The 20,674-nt window shown below is 43.0% G+C and carries 16 protein-coding genes; 5 read left to right on the top strand and 11 right to left on the bottom strand.

Annotated elements, in window-relative coordinates; translation table 11 throughout:
- Positions 1-200: 200 nt before the first annotated feature.
- The 4 genes from lipB to AC2SLO_RS06975 all read left to right on the top strand — a co-directional run bounded on the left by lipB (position 201) and on the right by AC2SLO_RS06975 (position 5,317).
- Entirely contained in the window at positions 201-1,049 is an 849-nt protein-coding gene (gene lipB, locus AC2SLO_RS06990) for a lipoyl(octanoyl) transferase LipB (RefSeq protein ID WP_486541275.1), read from the top strand.
- 3 nt (positions 1,050-1,052) lie between these two features.
- Positions 1,053-1,760: a hypothetical protein gene (locus AC2SLO_RS06985; RefSeq protein WP_486541277.1), complete on the top strand. Its 708-nt coding sequence runs from the start codon at positions 1,053-1,055 to the stop codon at positions 1,758-1,760.
- 168 nt (positions 1,761-1,928) lie between these two features.
- Entirely contained in the window at positions 1,929-3,833 is a 1,905-nt protein-coding gene (ilvD, locus tag AC2SLO_RS06980; RefSeq protein ID WP_486541279.1) for a dihydroxy-acid dehydratase, read from the top strand.
- A 236-nt stretch (positions 3,834-4,069) separates the two neighbouring features.
- A complete protein-coding gene (locus AC2SLO_RS06975) occupies positions 4,070-5,317 on the top strand; it encodes a cation:proton antiporter (protein ID WP_486541281.1) in 1,248 nt (415 codons plus the stop codon).
- A gap of 65 nt (positions 5,318-5,382) precedes the next feature.
- On the opposite strand, the gene AC2SLO_RS06970 is transcribed toward AC2SLO_RS06975, so the two are convergent.
- The 4 genes from AC2SLO_RS06970 to AC2SLO_RS06955 form a co-directional block, all read right to left on the bottom strand.
- Entirely contained in the window at positions 5,383-6,744 is a 1,362-nt protein-coding gene (locus AC2SLO_RS06970) for a serine hydrolase domain-containing protein (protein WP_486541283.1), read from the bottom strand.
- Between the two features lie 218 nt (positions 6,745-6,962).
- Positions 6,963-7,466 (bottom strand): protein tyrosine phosphatase family protein, encoded by a 504-nt coding sequence (locus AC2SLO_RS06965; RefSeq protein ID WP_486541285.1) that lies wholly within the window; start codon positions 7,464-7,466, stop codon positions 6,963-6,965.
- 83 nt (positions 7,467-7,549) lie between these two features.
- On the bottom strand, positions 7,550-8,452 hold the full coding sequence (locus AC2SLO_RS06960; protein ID WP_486541287.1) for a MaoC family dehydratase: 903 nt from the start codon (positions 8,450-8,452) through the stop codon (positions 7,550-7,552).
- Positions 8,453-8,635: 183 nt separating this feature from the next.
- Positions 8,636-10,036, bottom strand: coding sequence for a 3-oxoacyl-ACP reductase (locus tag AC2SLO_RS06955; protein WP_486541289.1), 1,401 nt, complete (start codon positions 10,034-10,036; stop codon positions 8,636-8,638).
- A gap of 782 nt (positions 10,037-10,818) precedes the next feature.
- Between AC2SLO_RS06955 and AC2SLO_RS06950 the strand changes: the two genes are divergently transcribed.
- Positions 10,819-12,645 carry an acetyl-CoA C-acetyltransferase gene (locus AC2SLO_RS06950; RefSeq protein WP_486541291.1) on the top strand — a complete coding sequence of 609 codons (1,827 nt, stop codon included), beginning with the start codon at positions 10,819-10,821 and terminating at the stop codon, positions 12,643-12,645.
- 174 nt (positions 12,646-12,819) lie between these two features.
- On the opposite strand, the gene AC2SLO_RS06945 is transcribed toward AC2SLO_RS06950, so the two are convergent.
- The 7 genes from AC2SLO_RS06945 to AC2SLO_RS06915 all read right to left on the bottom strand — a co-directional run bounded on the left by AC2SLO_RS06945 (position 12,820) and on the right by AC2SLO_RS06915 (position 20,641).
- On the bottom strand, positions 12,820-13,170 hold the full coding sequence (locus tag AC2SLO_RS06945; RefSeq protein WP_486541293.1) for a PilZ domain-containing protein: 351 nt from the start codon (positions 13,168-13,170) through the stop codon (positions 12,820-12,822).
- A 54-nt stretch (positions 13,171-13,224) separates the two neighbouring features.
- Positions 13,225-14,352, bottom strand: coding sequence for a DNA polymerase III subunit (locus AC2SLO_RS06940; RefSeq protein WP_486541417.1), 1,128 nt, complete (start codon positions 14,350-14,352; stop codon positions 13,225-13,227).
- Between the two features lie 60 nt (positions 14,353-14,412).
- Positions 14,413-15,279: a 3-deoxy-manno-octulosonate cytidylyltransferase gene (kdsB, locus tag AC2SLO_RS06935; protein WP_486541295.1), complete on the bottom strand. Its 867-nt coding sequence runs from the start codon at positions 15,277-15,279 to the stop codon at positions 14,413-14,415.
- A 56-nt stretch (positions 15,280-15,335) separates the two neighbouring features.
- Positions 15,336-16,457, bottom strand: a complete 1,122-nt coding sequence (gene lpxK / locus AC2SLO_RS06930; protein WP_486541297.1) for a tetraacyldisaccharide 4'-kinase — start codon at positions 16,455-16,457, stop codon at positions 15,336-15,338.
- 129 nt (positions 16,458-16,586) lie between these two features.
- Positions 16,587-18,455, bottom strand: coding sequence for a lipid A export permease/ATP-binding protein MsbA (gene msbA, locus AC2SLO_RS06925; protein WP_495637061.1), 1,869 nt, complete (start codon positions 18,453-18,455; stop codon positions 16,587-16,589).
- A gap of 80 nt (positions 18,456-18,535) precedes the next feature.
- Positions 18,536-19,594: a ParB/RepB/Spo0J family partition protein gene (locus AC2SLO_RS06920; protein ID WP_486541301.1), complete on the bottom strand. Its 1,059-nt coding sequence runs from the start codon at positions 19,592-19,594 to the stop codon at positions 18,536-18,538.
- A gap of 276 nt (positions 19,595-19,870) precedes the next feature.
- Positions 19,871-20,641 carry a ParA family protein gene (locus AC2SLO_RS06915; protein ID WP_486541303.1) on the bottom strand — a complete coding sequence of 257 codons (771 nt, stop codon included), beginning with the start codon at positions 20,639-20,641 and terminating at the stop codon, positions 19,871-19,873.
- Between the last annotated feature and the right edge of the window lie 33 nt (positions 20,642-20,674).

Below are 20,674 nucleotides of genomic sequence, written 5' to 3'. Positions count from 1 at the left end.
TGTGCTTTAAATAGTTCAAAATAGCCTGCAAGGGTTAATGCGGCTCACCAGGTAGTATACGTGCAAAGCTTCTTTGTAATATATTAGGCTTAAAAACTGCCAGATAACAATCATATTGTAACAATGGTATTTCTTTTCACTATAGCGGGCTCTGTAGACGCATGATATGCTATAACTCTTCTATAAAACAATCGCTGATTATGACTTCAAATATTACCAAAATAAAAACCGTCGCAGACACCACGGCTAATACACGCCAGCCTACCTTACAAGTGCGTACGCTAATCAATGCAGACTATGAAAGTACGCATGCTGATATGCTGCGTATTACCCTAGATCGCATTGAGAAAAAGAAGCAAGGCATTGTGACTCCCGATGAGCTTTGGATTGTCGAGCACAATGATGTGTACACCTTGGGTCAAGCTGGCAAGGAAGAGCATATCTTATCTCGTGGCAACACCCCTATCATTCAAACTGACCGAGGTGGTCAAGTTACTTGGCATGGCACTGGGCAGCTAGTGATGTACTGGCTGATTGACTTAAACAACACTGGCTGGACCGTGCGCGACCTAGTCTCTCATGCCGAGCAAAGCATTGAAGATGTGCTAAATACGGCGCTACAATCACAGCCTACCAGTCAGGAGTTCTACGCCAAAGCGCGTAAAGAGGCTCCTGGTGTCTATATCTATAATCGTGAAGAGCTTATGCTAGGTAAGATTGCCTCGCTTGGCTTTAAGATCAAACATGGCTTTAGCTATCATGGTATTGCGCTGAACTTAAGCTGCGATTTATCGGCTTTTAATGCCATTAATCCTTGCGGCTACGCGGGTATGCAGATGCTTAGATTGGCGGACTTTGTTGATTTGGCTCAAGCAGATGCCAATGACCCAACAGTACCGGCAGGTCTAGATATTCTACCTAACACCATCACTGAGTTTCAGATTACCCAAAACCTTCTTGATAATATTATGCAGCGAGAAGCTGGCACAATTAAGCTGCGCAAAGCAGCAGATAATGTAACAAGCCATGCAACAGAACATAAGAGTTGATATATGCTCCCTACTGATACGACGGATAATAATACGACAGTCAATAATGACACAGCGGACACGGAAACAAATACTGCTAAGCCCAATGACATTATGGCAGACCCAAACACACTGGTTTTAAATCAAATCATCGCAGATACCGAAACGCCGTGGCAGATACATAACTGTAAGATTATTGATAAAAGCATCACTCAGGATGAAAAACTGCCCTTTATTTATCACTATGATGCACTACCCGATGATATTAAAGCACTGCATCAATTAACCCCTGACCTTTTAAAGCAGTTTCAAACCCCCATGTATGCTAGTGAGGCAGCCGAATTATTAAAGCTTCCTGCCGATATCATTAAAACGCCATGGCAGGTCAAAGTGACTGGTACGCTAGTGATGTTCTGCGAGCGTCTACAAATTGCTCTGCGCTTAAAGTTTACCAATACTGCCAAAGCCCGTGATCCTGTTTATACTCAAACCGCAGAAGATGCCTTAAAAGCAGCGATGCAGAAATGGCACTTTTATGGTGACGTGTTTGTGATTAATAAAAGCAGCCGTCCGTTGGTAATGACACTTGATGAGCAGTGGATACATATTCCGCGCCTTGATGAATACCAAGTATTGCCGGCAGAATACGCGTTGTCTGCTTTAGCTTTATTAGAGGAACAAAAGTCCTCACTACCCCAACTCTCTGAAGCCATTGAACTACGCCTTGTTTAACGCTCGTCTTTGGTTAAGCTTTATATTATGTCAATAGAATCATAATATTAGTTTATACTTGATGAATATTTTTTGCTTTTACCAAAATCGCATTTATACGTTACAATGACTATTACCTATTCAATGTCTACAATAAACGCCTATCCCTAAGACAAAAAAGGATGTTATATGCAATACCGCTCTAAGACCTCTACCTCAGGCCGTAATATGGCAGGCGCCCGTGCTCTATGGCGCGCTACTGGCATGACTGATGGTGATTTTGACAAACCGATTATTGCCATTGCTAACTCATTTACTCAATTCGTTCCAGGTCACGTTCACCTAAAGGATATGGGTCAATTGGTCGCACGCGAAATCGAAAGAGTCGGCGGCGTTGCTAAAGAATTCAACACTATCGCTGTCGATGACGGTATTGCCATGGGTCACAGCGGTATGCTGTACTCGCTACCAAGCCGTGATTTAATCGCTGACTCTGTCGAATATATGGTGAACGCTCACTGCGCAGATGCGTTAGTGTGTATCTCAAACTGCGACAAAATCACCCCAGGTATGTTAATGGCTGCCATGCGCCTAAACATCCCAGTTATCTTTGTATCTGGCGGTCCGATGGAAGCAGGTAAAGTATTGGCGGAAGATTTAGCGCCAAGCCACAACCTTGATGCACCAGTGAATGAGGATGGTAAAAAAATCCGTAAGCTTGATCTTGTCGATGCCATGATTGATGCTGCTGACGACAATGTAAGCGATGCGGATGTGTTAGAGATTGAACGCTCAGCTTGCCCAACTTGTGGTTCATGTTCAGGTATGTTTACCGCTAACTCGATGAACTGCTTGACTGAAGCTTTAGGTTTATCACTGCCAGGTAACGGCTCATTGCTAGCGACTCACGCCAAGCGTGAAGCTCTATTTTTAGAGGCCGGTCGTCGTATTGTGGATTTAGCTAAGCGCCGCTATGAACAAGACGATGAGTCAGTTCTACCCCGCTCTATTGCCACCAAACAAGCATTTGAAAATGCAATGAGTCTTGATATCGCGATGGGCGGTTCGACCAATACAATTCTGCATTTATTAGCGGCAGCGCACGAAGCAGAAGTTGACTTTAAGATGGCTGATATTGATCAGTTAAGTCGCCGCGTGCCATGTTTATCAAAAGTTGCACCAGCAACTCAAAAATATCATATGGAAGATGTGCATCGCGCCGGTGGTGTATTGGCGATTTTGGCCGAGCTTAACCGTGCCGGCCTACTTCATACAGACCTGCCAACCGTTCACGCCAAAACCTTGCAAGAAGCACTTGAGATGTGGGATGTGATGAATACAGAACATCCAAACCATGAAGCTGCTCGTGATTTATATATTGCAGCGCCGGGTGGCGTACGTACTACTCAAGCATTCTCGCAAAATAAAGCATGGTCTAATCTTGACTTAAACCGTGAGTCTGGCTGTATCCGCTCTGTTGAAAATGCTTACTCAACTGATGGTGGTCTAGCCGTACTGTTCGGTAATATTGCCGAGCGCGGCTGTGTAGTCAAAACGGCAGGGGTTGACGATAGCATCCTAACCTTTACCGGCCGTGCACGTGTGTTTGAATCACAAGATTCTGCAGTAGAAGCTATTTTGGCGGATAAAGTAGTCGCCGGTGACATCGTCATCATTCGCTACGAAGGCCCTAAAGGTGGCCCTGGTATGCAAGAGATGCTCTATCCGACTTCTTATTTGAAATCAAAAGGCTTGGGCAAAGAGTGTGCTTTATTAACCGACGGTCGTTTCTCTGGTGGTACTTCTGGATTATCCATCGGTCATGCCAGCCCAGAAGCCGCTGAAGGTGGTGCTATTGGTCTTGTGAACGAAGGCGATACCATTCATATCGACATTCCAAACCGTACCATTAACTTGGAGGTCTCTGATAGTGAACTTGCTCGCCGCCGTGAAGAAATGGAGGCACGTGGTAGCAAAGCATGGAAACCTGTCAGCCGTGAACGTCATGTGACTCCAGCGCTGCGTGCTTATGCAGCAATGACCACCAGTGCTGATACTGGCGCAGTACGTGATGTGAGTCAAGTTGAGCGTTAATCAGGACGGATTAACCTGACCACTTTTATTGCTCAGTACACTTATGATAAAAAGTCAGCTTCGGCTGGCTTTTTTATTGCTGTCTGTTTTACCAAAATATAACGCTTAGTGCTGCTCGTTTACCTAAATAGGATGTTAAGTGTCTGTGTATTCAGTCATCATTTTGCTCTCATTATTTTCGTCTAAATCTAGCTAAACACTCCTACTTTCTTTCACGACTGAGACATTGAACACCCATGATTGAAAACTATAACCAATTCTTACTCGTTTGCGGTATCGCTTTTTTATTCGGTGCTCTAGCGCCTGTGCTACTAAAACGTATTCCAGTATCGCTGCCCATGCTGCAGGTGAGCTTCGGCTTACTGATGGGGTATTTTTGGACCTCGCTGCCTTTTTTAAATCCGGTAGAAAATGGCTTTTTGGTTGAGAAGATATGTGAGCTCGTGGTATTGGTGTCTTTAGTTGGTGCGGGTATTAAGATTGATACACCGCTAAAGTATAAGAATTGGCGCCCGACCTTAAGGCTTTTATTGGTCACTATGCCCATTTGTATCGTGATCATGGCAGCACTGGGTTATTACGTCTTTAGCTTAAGCTTAGCGGCATCCCTTTTATTAGGCGCAGTATTAGCGCCCACCGATCCGGTATTGGCATCGAGTATCCAAGTTGGGCCGCCAAACTCAGGCTCAGAGGATACCTCAAGATTTACCTTAACCTCCGAAGCGGGATTAAACGACGGCTTGGCCTTCCCATTTGTGTATCTTGCCATCAAGATTGCAGAACACTATGGCAAGGCTGACGGCTGGTCATCAGAGCTGTTATTCGATTGGTTATTACATGATGTGCTATGGAAAATTGCCGCCGGTACTCTAGTTGGTGTGTTAGTCGGTAAAATAATGGCAAAACTTGTGTTTGGCAAAAATGCTGAGAATACCATCATGTCTCAAGGCTACGTGGTCATTGCCTTGACACTATTGGCTTACGGCATTGCTGAATTCATTCATGGTTACGGCTTTATCTCCGTATTTGTCGCCGCTTTTGCGTTCCGCCGCAGTGAGCATGGTCACAAATATCACAGCGCCTTACATGACTTCTCTGAGCAATCTGAAGGGCTACTCATGTCATTGGTATTGGTCGTCTTTGGTATGGCACTGGGTCAAGGATTAGACTCTGGGGTTGAGCTCACTTGGCAAGTATATGCGGTCAGCCTATTGTGCTTATTTGCTATCCGCCCTATTGCCGGCTGGATTGGACTAAGCGGACTACAAATCCCTCATCAAGAGCGTTTTATCATTTCAAGCTTAGGCATTCGAGGTATTGGCTCATTTTATTATTTGGCCTATGCGCTGAACAAAGATGTGTTTGCACTTGATGATGCCACAGACTTATGGCTTATCTGCGGTATGGTCATATTAATATCCATCTTCTTACATGGTATCAGTGCGCCAATGCTGCTTAAACGCGCCAATATTATAAAGACATAGAGAGTATTCCGCTCTATGTCTCTTTACCTGAATGGCTATAGGACTTATTTCTCGAAAAGGATGGGCTATAGCCAGTCCATCATCGCTTCGATAATAGCAAACTGGCGCACATCGGTGCTCATTGTCACATCATAGTTATGTACGTAAGCGACAGCTAGGTTTCGCTCGGTATCACACCAAGCCACCGACCCGTTATACCCCATATGACCAAAGGCATGCTTTAGGTTCTCTTGCGACTGGCAGCGGCTAAATAATCGATGATAACCAAGACGCCAGTGCATACTCTTCGGTGCATCAGCCGCCATTATCGCATCTTGTCCTTCGACGTATATTGTCGATAGCTTATTAAATATCTCAGGACGAATTAAAGTCTTACCTTGCCATACGCCTTTATTGGCCAGCATTGCATACATGGTTGCCAATGCCTTTGCCGATGCCACATTATTAGCGGCAGGTATCTTCGCCATTAACGCATCTGCTCTGTAATAATCGAGCCCCTGACGACCTGTCGGCTCAAGCGCGTGTCTGAAATCCTGCACGTTAATACTGCGCATATCAAAATATAGCTTGGCTATCTCTAGCGTTTTAAGCGCAGGTTTCGCACCTACTGCTTTTGCATTGCCATCATCTGTATTTGATAATTGTTGCCAGCACTGAAAACTAGGCAAGCTTTGATACGCCGCTATAACGTCTTGTGTATCATTACGCAGCATCGGCTTAGCACTGCGAGATTTTGTTTGATGCTTGGCCTCCTTCTTTTCAGTATTTACTTGAATACGAGTGTCAAAATCATTAAAGTTTTTGGCCAATGTCGCAACCTGACCAACTTTTGACTCAGGTACACCAAAGTACAGACCATCTTTAATCCCTAGTGGCTTAGCTAAATAAGTCTCTAGCGCTTCGTTAAGAGGCAGGTTTGTCACCTTCTCTACCAAACCGCCTAGCACCCATCCAGAGACTAGAGCGCTATAAGCACTCTGTGCTTTTTCATTCTCTGGCTTTTTGGCTGGCATCTGCTCGACCCTGCTGAGCATTAACGTCCAATCGAGCATATCTTCAGCAGACTCGGTCACTGACTGCACATCAAACAGACCAGCTCTGTGGGTTAATGCATCTTTGACGGTAATCGACTGCTTATTATTTTGCGCAAACTCAGGCCAATACGCGGCAATAGGCGATTCATAGTCAATCATCTCTTGTGATGCCAAGATATGAATCAGCGTCATCAACACGCCTTTACCGGTCGAAAAATTTAAGGACAGCGTATCTGAGCTCCATTCTTGATAAGGAGTCGCTTTACCCACGCTTACCTCAGCGATAATGTTGCTCTTATGATAGACCACTACCGATCCACCTGCCGGCGCGTCGTCTAATTGTAGCGAGCTTATGAGATCAGATAGTCTGTCTTCAATATTTTGAGTTTGCATAAATACCTCTTTTATTTTTATAATTTAAGATTAGCATTCAGCCATTATAGATAATTATTATCAATGATAGATACTAAACCAGCGACCTTTATAATTGTAACCGTTATAACCAAAAAGACATCCATATTGGATGTCTTTCTAGATAACTTTTTTTAGTACATCGACGACAAGCATAGGTGTTTAGTACGGATGCAAGCCATTAATATAGAAGCATTGGCTTAACGAGGTACCAAAAGGCGCATACGCACCTCTTCTTCTAAACTTGTTAAACCGTGATCCTTACCTCTTTGTAAAGCGGTATCTAACTTACGACCACGTAGCCAACCTGCTCTTAATGCCACGCAAGCGCCAACACGGTTACCAGAACCGCAGTGCAACAAGGTCTTCTTGCCATGATGCGCACGTAACGCTTTATCAAACTCAAGCAAGTTTACCTGCTTTAAATCATCAGCGCCTGAGATTGGCAAATGAGTGTACTGTATACCATGAGCTTCTACTTCTGACTTCTCATCGAACGTCAGCTCACTTTCAGGCTGGAGATTGATGATATGCTCGATACCCGCTTCTGCTGCTTTCGCAACTTTTTCAGGTGTCAGCTTACCTGTGACAACCGTATTGGCATCCGGAAACTTAGCATTATCAAAGCTTTCTGCTAAGGCATCTTGTAAAGACTGAGGTTGTTGCTCTTCTTGGCTTTCGGATTGTTGGCGCTCATCTGCCATGTTTGCTCCTTAGTAGTCGTGAGTAAGTGACAGCATCTAATACCTATATAGTGAATAAACTATGCTAAATAATCATCATTAGTCTATTTTTCAAGCTTTTTGATAACGCCTGCTAAATGCGGCTTGTCATTTTTGGCACTATATAAATCAAAGCTGACTTCACCAGACTCATCTAGCTGACGTAAGTTATCACCGATAAGCTCAACTTCTGATGGCAATAAAATTGGTAGTTTAAAGGCCACATCAACAGTATAGGCTTCTGGTAAATCCATTAAGCTTAAGCATTTTGCTTTAGACCACATACCATGAGCAATTGCTTTCGGGAAACCAAAGGCTTTAGCAGTCACTGCATGTAAATGAATCAAGTTAAAGTCGCCAGAGATCTTGGCATAACGACGGCCGATGTCTTCTGGCACAGCAAAGATACTGTGCATATCGTCCTGCTCTGCTTTTGGCTTTTCATTAACTGTTTTTGGCTTCTTATCTTTACCAACGCTGTCTGTTTTTTGACGTGACAGATAAGTCGATGTACCTTCCCAAATCAGCTCATCACCGTTATGCACTTCGGTGACAAAATCAAACTGTTTGCCTTTATCATGGTCACGCAAATTAGCAAAGCTGACCGACATAGATACGACTTCAGAGTCTGCAATACGGCGATGCTGAGTCACAGAGTTCTCAACGTGTACTAGACCTAACATGGCAAACGGGAACGCTTCATCAACCATCATATTCATCTGTAGCGCTTGTGATAACACGGCAAAATAAGTTGGTGGCACTTGCCCAGTATTGGCAAAGCCGCAAATACGGCGATAGTCTTGAAGATTTGACTGATCGATTTTTAATTCATCAACGGTGTAAGTTGCTTCCGGTAAGGTGTCTTTTTTACCTTTTGGCTTTGTGCTCACAACAGGTAATAAAGATTTGATGATTTTGCCATAGGTTTTATGGGCTTCCGGTAGACTATTAAAATTACGGGTGGTCATATGAAATCCTTTTTTCTCAATGAAATATTCTGTCAATATTAATATGACAAAAAGAGCCATCAACTTTGATGGCTCTTTTATTGCTTAAGATAAGTGGCAGGCCTAAAAGAAATCAAATAATTGATATTCAAGCATTACGCCACTTACCCATCTCTTAGGCTTAATTTATCTGAAAAGCAGATATTAAGCGCCAAGCAAGCTTTGGCCACAAACACGTACGATGTTGCCATTTACGCCGCCAGAGGCAGGTGATACTAACCATGCTGCTGTTTCAGCAACGTCTACTGGTAAACCACCTTGGCTCATAGAGTTCATACGACGACCCGCTTCACGGATAGCCAGTGGAATAGCTGCTGTCATTTGTGTTTCGATAAAGCCTGGAGCAACGGCGTTGATTGTGATTGCTTTGCCGTCTGCTTTTAGCTTTCTTGCTGTCGCTTGTACCAGACCAATAACGCCCGCTTTAGAGGTTGCATAGTTGGTTTGACCTAAGTTACCAGCGATACCTGAGATTGATGACACACAAACGATACTTGCATTGTCGTTTAATACGTCATGGTCAAATAGGTAATCGTTAATCATTGCGATACTTTGCAAGTTGATATCGATAACCATATTCCACTGCTTATCATCCATATTTGCAAGTGTCTTATCACGAGTCACACCGGCGTTATGGATAATACCGTCTAAGCCATTACGCTTAGCTGCTGCTTCTGCGATTTTCTCACCAGCGTCATCTGCAGTGATGTCTACGGCTAAAGTAGAACCACCAATTTCGCCTGCTACTTTTTGTAAGTCAGCTTGCTGAGGTGGAATATCTAGGCAGATAACATGAGCGCCATCACGGGCCAATACGCGAGCCATTGACTCACCGATACCACGGCTAGCACCAGTTACTAGAACCGTTTTACCAGCAAGAGGTTTTGACCAATCTACTTGCTCAGCATCACCAGCACCAACACGTACCACTTGGCCTGATACATAGGCAGAACGTGCAGATACGAAGAAACGTAGTGTCGAATCTAAGTTGGCTTCTTCGCCTTCACTCACATAAATGACTTGAGCCGTGATACCTTTTTTGAATTCTTTACCAACCGACTTCACAAAGCCTTCTAAAGCACGCTGTGATAAAGTTGAACCGATACGTTTGCACTCTTCTGGTGGACGACCGATAACAATAACGCGGCCTGATTGCTCAACTTGACGAGCCACAGGATGGAAGAAATCATACATCTCTTTAAGATCAGGAGCATGTGCGATATTAGTCGCATCAAAGATTAATACTTTGTATTTATCGCTATGACCTTCGCTGTCTTTTGACTCAATACCAGCGCTGTCTAACGCATCTTTGTTTGGGTCTTGACCAGCAACATACACTTCAGCGTGTAGATCATTTAAGGTCTTGGCAACCGCTTCACTTACACGACTGTCTTCACCTGATGCCGAACCGAATAATACGCTACCACGCACTACTTTTTGACCTGGCTCAAAACGGTCTAACTGTACAGGTAAAGGTAGGCCTAGGTTTTTAGCTACTTTCTTACCTAAAGGCGACTGTACAAACTCTCCATAGCGATCTGACATAAAAACTCCTGATTTATTTGATTGTTTATGTTAATTACTTACTGGTAATGCTAATTTTTTTCGTTAGCGCGTGCTGACCATACTCTAATAATTATATCACTAACGACAATAATGATGATAAATCATCAACTTTTCAAATTTAATAGCATGGATTAAATGGAAAACCGCGACTGAGCAGTTCATATTTTTATTAAGGAGCAGTTAGACTGATTCCTCATTTATAAAATGATAACAGCATTGAGTCTCTATATTATATAGAATGCCCTTATCTACAAATGATTGGTCCCTTAGGTAATGACATTAAGCTACTGTCTTCGCTTAACTTAGCAAATAATTATCATACCGAGATAATATACTTAGACCCATAAGCCAAGATTGCCTATTATGGCTGATATGCTAAAATCAAACCTAAGGTTATGAATAAACCCAGCAACGATAACATTATATTATTATAGAACAATATTCACCATAATGTTTATATAACAATGTTAAAATTACCACATGAAGATTACTACTCTTTAAGTAAGCATTGTTTTAATGTTCGTTGTTACGGACGTAGCATTGTTTAATGATAAATTAAATGGGATTATAGTCTTAATGCATAGAGGTCATTGTTAGTGCTTGTTAGTAATTACTATTATCCATACTCACTGATACTTTACTCACTGGTACTTTTTAATGCATTAAACCCTCTAAACCCTATTTTTTTAGACACATATTAAAATCTCTGTGCCAATAAAATCTGTGCCAATAAAAATTGATGTTAAACATAAGGATATTAAATGAGCAATTCTAACCAACCAAAAAATGATTCTGCCGTAACCTCAACTGTTGTGAGCAAGGGTGGTAAGTCATTATTAGATGAAAATACCAATAACTCAGCCAATGAGCAAACTGAACAAGCAGACTTCTCAGAGCTTCAAAGCGAGGTCGTTTCCTCACCAAAAACTCATGCTGATGAAGTGATTATTGAAGACAGGGCTGCTAAGCAAAAAATCATCGAAAATGCGAAAGCCGAAGCTGAGCAAGAAGACAATATGTCAGCAGACGAGTCTAATGATGATGCGGCAAAAGACAGCTCAAAAACGAACAGCAAAGAAAAAGAGTCTCCTAAACAAAGCAGCGACAAAAAAGACGCTAAAGCGGATAAAAAAGAAGACGACAAAAAATCTGCTGACGATTCAGCGGCTAGCAAGAAACAAGATAATCAGCCAAACACTGCATCTAAATCAGAGACTGAAAGTAAGGACACTGATAATAAAGATAAAGCAGCTGGCACTAAACCCACGCCTAAAAAGGAAGCTTCAATGTCTAACTCTTCTAACAACTCAACTCGCCGCGTTGCCATCTTAGGTGGTAACCGCATCCCATTCGCACGCTCAAATGGTCCCTATGCTGATGCCAGCAATATTGACATGCTAAGCGCCGCATTAAATGGGCTTGTTGAACGTTATGAATTACAAGGCGAGCGTGTTGGTGAAGTTGTGGCCGGTGCTGTATTAAAGCTTAGCCGCGATTTAAACCTAACGCGTGAGTCTGCATTGAATACAGCGCTTGATCCACAAACGCCTGCTTATGATATCTCACAAGCTTGTGGTACTGGTCTACAAGCGACTTTCGCTTCTGCAAACAAAATTGCACTAGGTATTATCGATTCAGCCATTACCGGTGGTGTTGATACCACATCTGACGCGCCTATCGCTGTTGGTGACGGCCTACGTAAAGCCCTAATCAAACTTGGTGCAGCAAAAACAAACAAGCAACGTTTAAGCGCTCTAACTAGCATCAATCCTAAAGAGCTTATCGATGCACCACAAAATGGCGAGCCACGTACTGGCATGTCAATGGGCGAACACCAAGCGGTAACAGCACTTGAGTGGAACATCAGCCGTGAAGCACAAGATGAGCTAGCAGTTAAGAGCCATCATAACCTAGCACGCGCTTATGACGAAGGTTTCTTCGATGACCTTATCACCCCATACAAAGGTCTAACCCGCGATAACAACCTACGTCCAGATTCTTCACTTGAGAAGTTAGCAACTCTAAAACCTGTATTTGGTAAGCGTAATGCGAACCCAACGATGACAGCTGCTAACTCTACGCCACTAACTGATGGTGCATCTTGTGTATTATTAGGTACAGACGAGTGGGCTGAAGCTCATGGTCTCAAGCCACTGGCTTATATCGTACATCAAGAAACTGCTGCTGTAGACTTCATCGGTAAAGATGGCGTTAAAGAAGGTTTATTGATGGCACCTGCGTATGCAGTACCACGTATGCTTGAGCGAGCTGGCCTGACACTACAAGACTTCGATTTCTATGAAATCCATGAAGCCTTCGCGTCACAAGTATTGTCTACTTTGGCTGCTTGGGAAGATGAGACTTTCTGTAAAGAGCGTCTAGGTCTTGATGCACCGCTAGGTTCAATTGATCGTAGCAAGCTTAACGTTAATGGTTCATCATTAGCGGCAGGTCACCCATTTGCAGCAACCGGTGGTCGTATTTTAGCCACTGCTGCTAAATTACTTGACCAAAAAGGTTCAGGCCGTGCACTCATCTCTATCTGTGCTGCTGGTGGCCAAGGCGTAACCTGTATTCTTGAAAAATAAGTCGCCTATATTACTGGTTATCTGACCAATAATGGTTAACTTATAAGCATAAAAAAGAGCTCTTAATGAGCTCTTTTTTTCGTCTGTAAGTTTTAATATCTGCAATCTTGATATTAGACACTTTGCTTTATTAGATATGATTACCCTAGATAATAATCTATTAGATAATAGACACTACATGGTATAAGTGGCTTGCAAAGAGTCTGTCATGCCCGCGTTAGCTAAACGCTGTTCGATATCCTCGTTTAAGCTCTGCCCCAACTTGTTATCTGCTATCTGAATGGCAATACCCTTAGGCCTGCCTGCTTGCGATTTTGTATTAATCCAAACCACATGCCCACTAATAGCAATATCTGCTTTTGCATCTGGCAAGCGGATAAGAACGCTAGCACTATCACCCAACTGATACTGGCTACTAGCGACCGGAATAAACACCGCCCCGCCCATAACAAAAGGAAGATAGCTTGCATATAGCTGCTGCACATCTTCAATATCGTAGTGTAATAATGGCTCTGTTTGTATCACAGCTATGTTACTTTCTCCTAATAGCAGAATAATCCCTATCCGCTATGTCACTCATTATAGGACTGCCAATGCAGACATAATGCGATTATAAGCGAATTTGTCTTGTACATTTTGATGAATCGCTTGCTTAATATCATTCATCACTAACATCACCTGTTGTATGGCATCTAACTTAAGCGCTATTACACTGTCATAGCCCTCTAGATTTAAGTCTTGCTGTAAGGCAGGTATGCCCATACTTTGACGACTAAAATCCATCAACATAAATTCTGATAATCGAATAAAACTCTCTAGACTTAATGTCTTTTGCCAGTAGTCGCTAGCAGCAATGCTACTTCGCTTACCAACCCGCATTGCCAGCCATGCTTTAATCCACGTCTCCCGATAGGCATACCAATCGCAGCTTAGCATATCCAACGCTGCTAAAGGCGCGCCATTGGCAAGCTTTAGTGCCTGCTCAATTTGCTGCTGCATATCGTTATCATTTTGCACATTTACCAAACCCTGAGCACGTATGGCTTGAGTAAGATAAGCTTTTACGCTGTCTGCTTGTATATGATCGATGGCCACTTGCTGCACTCGGCTTTTAATAGTGGGCAGTAGTTTGGTCGCCATATCGGTAATTAATAATAGATGGATGCCCTCTCTGGGCTCTTCTAATGTCTTTAACAAGGCATTAGCCGCAGCAACCGTCATTGTGTCTGCATTATCAATCACACACACGCGTCGTCCCATACTACCTTGACTAATAAAGGGCTGCAACTCCCTAATATCATCGACTTTTATTGAGGACTTAGCAGGCTTTTTAGTATCACTATCCTTCGCGCTTTTTTTACTCTTTGTACGAGTTTTACTATTAGCCGTATCGTTTGACTCATCATCACTGCTGACTAGCAGACTCGATATCGGCAATACTTGCAAATCAGGATGCGTCCCTGACATCAGCCACTGACAGCTTTGACACTGCCCACAAGCACCTTCGGGATGATCTAGGCGATTGTCACACAAAAGCCATGCCACAAATCGCCAGACAAAAGCCCGCTTACCAATACCTTGCATACCAGCAAATAGCAGTCCATGAGGCAGGCGTTCATAACGGGCAATCAAATGCTGCCACGTCTGCTGCTGCCATGGCAATATGGGCGCAAAATATACGTCGGTTAAGCCATCCTCTGGATGCATCATAGTAGTGCCTGTTATGTTATCGAAAGGAGTCTCTGTCTTACTCTAAACTATTGGGCTTTATTGTAGCTCGCTAATAGGCATTTGATTTAATCGCTCTAAATCTTGCTGCGTATCCACTCCTACCGGTAATTGTAGCGCTGCTTTAGTAATGGCAATTTTACCTCCGTTTTCAAGCACACGTAGCTGCTCTAAACTCTCTAATCCTTCTAATGTACCTTTAGGCCATTGAACAAAATCTTGCAATAAGCGTACCCGATAAGCGTAAATACCTAAGTGGCGGTTGGCACTGTTTGGCACATTGAAATGAGGAGCATGTGATGAGTCAGATTCAGAGTTGTTATCGTCTTGATTATGCAACTGCTGTTTATTAGCCAGTGCCATCGCATGGGCGCGATCACAAGGAATAGGCGCTCGACTAAAGTATAACGCATGACCTAAGCTGTCTGTGACGACCTTAACCGCTGATGGGCGTAAAAACTCTTCATGCGTTAAAATAGGCTCATATAAAGTAGACATCACACAATCTGGCTTATCGATTAACAGATCCTTGACCTGCTCTAATAACTGCGCCGGTATCAGCGGCTCATCGCCCTGCATGTTTACCACAATATCATCCGCATCCCAGCCTTTAATACGGGCTACTTCACTGAGTCTGTCTGTTCCTGATTCATGAGCAGCATCTGTCATCACCACATCATAACCGGCTTCTCGGCACACATTGGCAATACCTTCATCATCGGTCGCAATACACAAATCATCTGCAAAGGTTGCCTGACTTGCCTTTTCCGCTACCCACAATATCATTGGCTTACCATGAATCTTTAACAGCGGCTTACCGGGTAGTCGGGTACTTCTAAGGCGTGCAGGAATAACAATATGTACTTTTGATAGTGATGAAGTCAATGTAGACTTAGTAACACTCATGATAAGTCTCTCTTATTATATGATTAAAAATATATCGATAAGCCTATGATATTTATTTACTCTATCCCTAAGGCGTTAATCTGCTTCATTAAAGTGTGATAGCAATTTTCTGATAGCGTGGCACGTACCGGTAATACCCAAATAGATAACTGATGTAAAGAGGTGTTATTAGCGACCAAAGGCTCAATTTTTACTGCATCTTTTGAAGTAATCACAATTGGATAATCGGTTAACGTATCTAAATCACTGACTGCAAAATTATGATGATCTGGCATCGGCTTTTCGATGACCTTAAATCCTAGATGGCGTAATGTATCAAAAAAACGTTTTGGGTAGCCAATGCCACTGACTGCATATACCGTTTTTTGATTATTGGCAGAGCTGATATTTAAGCTCTGAGATGGACTGTAAGTATAATTATGATTTCTAGCACTGTTATTCAACGGCTGCAACGGTGCAGGTGCCAAGCGCATCATCAAGGGCTTATCAGGTTGGTTGGCTACGGTTGATGCCTCGGTTGCTGTCGCCTGATGATAGATAACTGTCGCTTCTTTTAGACGACTAATTGGCTCACGTAAAAACCCAGTCGGCAGCAGCTGCTTATTACCAAACCCCCTATCACTATCGACCACTATCCATTCAATATCGCGTTGTAGCTTATAGTGTTGCAGGCCATCATCGGCGATAATTAATTGTGTCTCTGGTGCATGCTGTAATACGCACTCAATGGCAAGTTGACGATTTGGGCAGACTACCATTGCAACGCCTGTCTCTCGCACAATTAAGCAAGGTTCATCACCCACTTGGCTTGGCTGACTATCTTCGGTAACCAATGCTGGCATGAGGGACTCGTCGCCGCCATAACCTCGACTGATAACCCCGACTTTAATATTCTGCTGCTGTAAATACTGTACCAGCTCAATAATCAGCGGCGTCTTACCACTACCACCCACCGTGATATTGCCAATAATCATAACCGGTACAGGCGCACGATAGCTTGACAGCAGCTTTGATTGATACAGCTGACGTTTTACAAAAGTGACACCGCCATATAAGGCGCTTAATGGCCATAGCAACCAAAGCCACCTCGCTTGCTGTTGCCAAGCCTGAACTAAACCAAGCTCTATACTAGACTCAGATTTGGTAGGCTTATTTGTCTGCTGCGAACTTGTTGTCATAATAATTGCTATTAAAGGCGGGTTATAAGAGTTTCAGATAGTTTATAATAATAAGGCAGCTTAGATAACCCAAACTGCCTTCCTACTTATTATGTTATTATGAATACTACAAATCACAAATCATAACGCTTATAAACCGTTATTTTCTTGTGTATTGTATTGGCTTTCCGCAAAGTCTCTATCATACATTTGCTTGTATTGACCACCGAGTGCCATCAACTCATCATGACTACCTGATTCGACAATACGCCCTTTATCTAATACGACAATCTTATCAGCAGAATCAATCGTGGTTAGACGATGCGCGATGACCAAAGTGGTTCTGTCTTTCATCACATTCTCTAACGCTTGCTGAATATAATACTCAGACTCATTATCTAGCGCACTTGTCGCCTCATCTAAAATGAGTATCGGGGCATCTTTTAGTAACGCACGTACGATAGAGAGACGCTGACGCTGACCCCCTGAAAGCTGCAGACCTTCTGCACCAATTGAGCTATCGTAGCCATTCGGCAAATTCATAATAAAGTCGTGTGCAAAGGCCGCTTTTGCTGCAGCTATAACCTCTTCTTCTGATTTAGAAGCCAAATCGCCATAAGCAATGTTGCTTCGTACTGTCTCATTAAACAGCACAACTTGCTGATTGACCATAGCAATCTGTGAACGTAATGAGGTTAACGAGATATCATTAATCGGTAAGCCATCGATATAGATGGTACCACTGGTCGGGCTAAAGGTACGGGTTAATAAATTAACCAAGGTCGTTTTACCAGCGCCGCTTTTACCCACAAAAGCAACCGTCTCTCCTTCTTTAACCGTTAAATTAAAATCAGCCAAAGCTACCGTACCATCGGGATACCGCAAAGACACATTTTCAAAACGAATGTTACCCTTAACAGTACCTGCGGCGACCCCAACATCTTCTTCTTCTGGCTCATCTAATAAGTCAAATATGGACTTACCCGCAGCGATGCCTCTTTGCAGCTTTTGGTTCACATCTGTTAACGAGCGAACTGGTTTACTTAGTAAGCCTGCGGCCGTTAGATAGGAAATAAATTCACCGGCTGTGGTATCAGCAATGACTTCTGGACGCAGCGCTAGCCAAATTACAATCGACAAGGCTAGCGCCATTAATAACTGAACTGCTGGAGTGTTAATACTACTGGTGATGACTATCTTCATACCCTGTTTCAGGTTTTTAAACGACGCTTTGTTAAAACGCTGTTTTTCATAGTCCTGACCGCCGTAATTCTTCACAACCTGATAGCCAGTAATCACCTCATTGGTGATATGGCTCACATCGCCCATAGTTTTTTGAATACCTTTAGACAATGAAAGGTATCGTTTTGACGCAATTCGAATCAGCCACAGAATAGGCGGTAATACTAAAAACAGAATAAGCGTCAAGCGCCAGTTTGAATACAGCAAAAACCCAAGTAATCCAACAACCGTCAGTCCATCACGCAGCATAATTTTTAAAGAATCGGTGCTGGCTGCAGTAACCTGTTCGACATCAAAGATAAGCTTGGAGGAAATTGTTCCAGAAGGATTGGCCAGATAAAAAGAGTTGGGCAGTGTCAGTAGTTTATTAAACACTTCCACACGCATCTCATAGACTAAGTTACGTGAAACAAAAGCCGCAAAATAATTACCCAAAAATGAGCCGATGCCCCTAACAAAGAATAGCAGGACGATTAAGAAAGGAAATATATTTCGCTGAGTTTGGGTGCCATCATTGATAGCATCTGTAATAAACTGAATGAGTTTGGCAATGCCGACTTCTGTCGCTGAGTTAATCGCAAACCCAAGTATGGTGAGCAAGATTGCCCACCAGTAGGGTTTGACATACTTTAATAATCTAAAGTAAGTTTGGGTATGAGTGATTTCTGGTCGATCGGCTTTTGACGGTTTATTTAATGATGAGGGCTGACCTACATCAAGCTTTTTACCAGAGGTAGGCGCGGACGATGCGTCTTTATCTGCAGAAACTGTCATCATATGCCCTTTTTAAATTTATATACTTTCCACTATCTTACAGTCGAATCATTACTAGATTATTTAAGCAATTACTTAAGTAGTTACTTAAAATGCTGCAATAAAGCATCAAGCTCTTCTGGACTATGAAAGAAAATCTCCATACTGCCCTTGCCGCCTTTTTTCTGCTTTAATTTTACCGTCGCGCCCAAATATTCTGATAACTGCTGATTTAGCTTATCAATCTCTATGTTGTCCTGACCCTTTATGGTTTTTTGGGTTTTCTCAGGATTTAAAATAGATTTCACCAGCTTTTCAGCCTCACGAACCGTCATAGAGTTTTCTATGATTTTATCAGCGATAACTGGCTGCTGCTCGGAAGATAAAGACAATAGCGCACGTGCATGACCCATATCCAAATGGCCTTCACTTAAATGCTGTTTTACATCTTCATGTAAGTGATTCAATCTCAATAAGTTAGATACCGTGGTACGCGCCTTGCCCACCACTTCAGCAATCATCGCATGACTCATACCAAATTCAGTATGAAAACGCTGTAATGCAGCGGCTTGCTCAATTACTGATAAGTCTTCACGCTGAATGTTCTCAATAAGCGCTAAGGCAATGGCAAGCTCATCAGATAAAGCACGTTCAATGGCAGGGATTGTCGTTTGACCGGCCATTTTAGCAGCACGCCAGCGGCGCTCACCGGCAATAATCTCATGGGTAATGCTGTCAGATGCTTTTTCTTCAGAGGCAAGTAACGGGCGAATCACGATCGGCTGCATAACACCGTGCTGCTTAATCGATGAAGCCAGCTCCGCCAATGCCGTCTCACTCATATCACGTCTGGGCTGATATTTACCTGCCTGCAACCGCTCTACACTCATTTGGACTAACGTCATCTCTTCATCAGAGATGTCACTTGCCACAGTCTCTTTAGCGACAGCAGCTTTGCTTGTAACAGGCTTCTTTCTAGCAACTGGTTTTTTAGCTACAGCGGCAGTAGGCTTTGCTGGTTCAGAGGACGGCTCGCTTGTTTCTTCACGCGCAGTTTGCACGTCATCACGCAAGGCAGCAGCTGTGATTGCTTTTTCTTTTTTAATAGACCCGAGTAGAGCATCTAACCCTCGGTTTGCAGCTAATCCACGCTTCTTTGCCATGTTGGTTTTCCTCTACTACCCGCTACCTGATCTATAAAGTTAATAGTTTACAATATTTTATTACTATAAAACCAAAGATGATGATGTATTTGTTACCCGACTTCAGGGGAGGTTCATTTTAATGAATTGTGCGAAGCTTGCAAGGGCAATCATCACTTATTCTGATGTTAATTTAACACCTCGCCAATAAGCCTAACAAATTCGGACATACTTTTACACTTACCAAGCCGTTAAAATGGCCTAATCTAATTTAGTTAGCCTGTGGTTCATTGCTTACTACGAGTCAGTGGCGCGCTGCTTGCTTTGACGAATAATTTCAGTCGCAAGTTTACGATACGCCTGCGCCCCTTTTGAGCTTTTCTCATAATCAAGAACGGGCATACCGTGCGCCGGCGCTTCTGCCAATCGAATATTGCGCGGGATAATGGTCTTAAACATCAAATCACCAAAATGCGCCTCTAATTCTGCAGAGACATCATTTGCAAGTGTATTGCGTGAATCAAATAATGTTCTTAATACGCCTCGGATATGTAGCTGTGGATTAAGCTCTTTTAATCGATCAATTGTCTGTGATAAGTCTGCGAGACCTTCAAGCGCATAATACTCACACTGCATCGGAATAATGACGCCTTGAGTCGCCACCATAGCATTAATGGTCAGCAGGTTAAGGCTTGGCGCACAATCAATAATAATATAATCATAACCCTGCATTGACTGCATCGCCGTCTCTAGCAATAGATGACTGTCACTTTTACCCATTAAGGTGATATCAATACCAGATAAATCGCGGTTCGCACCCACGACATCAAAACCTGCCGGACTAGGATAAGTGGCGTCTTTTAAGCTCACCCCATCAAGCAGTACATCGGCAATACTTAATTCAAGCTCACGCTTATCAAGGCCAGTACCTGTGGTGGCATTGCCTTGAGGGTCTAGATCTATCAGCAACACTTTTTTGCGTCTGCCAGCCAAGCTTGAAGCCAAGTTTACCGCCGTAGTTGTCTTACCTACACCACCTTTTTGGTTTGCAATTGCCAGAATTTCCATAGTGTTACTCTTGTTACCTCAATAAAAGCAGGT

Source organism: Psychrobacter sp. CX14 (assembly GCF_057396205.2).
This window is presented reverse-complemented; position numbering and strand designations above follow the sequence as displayed.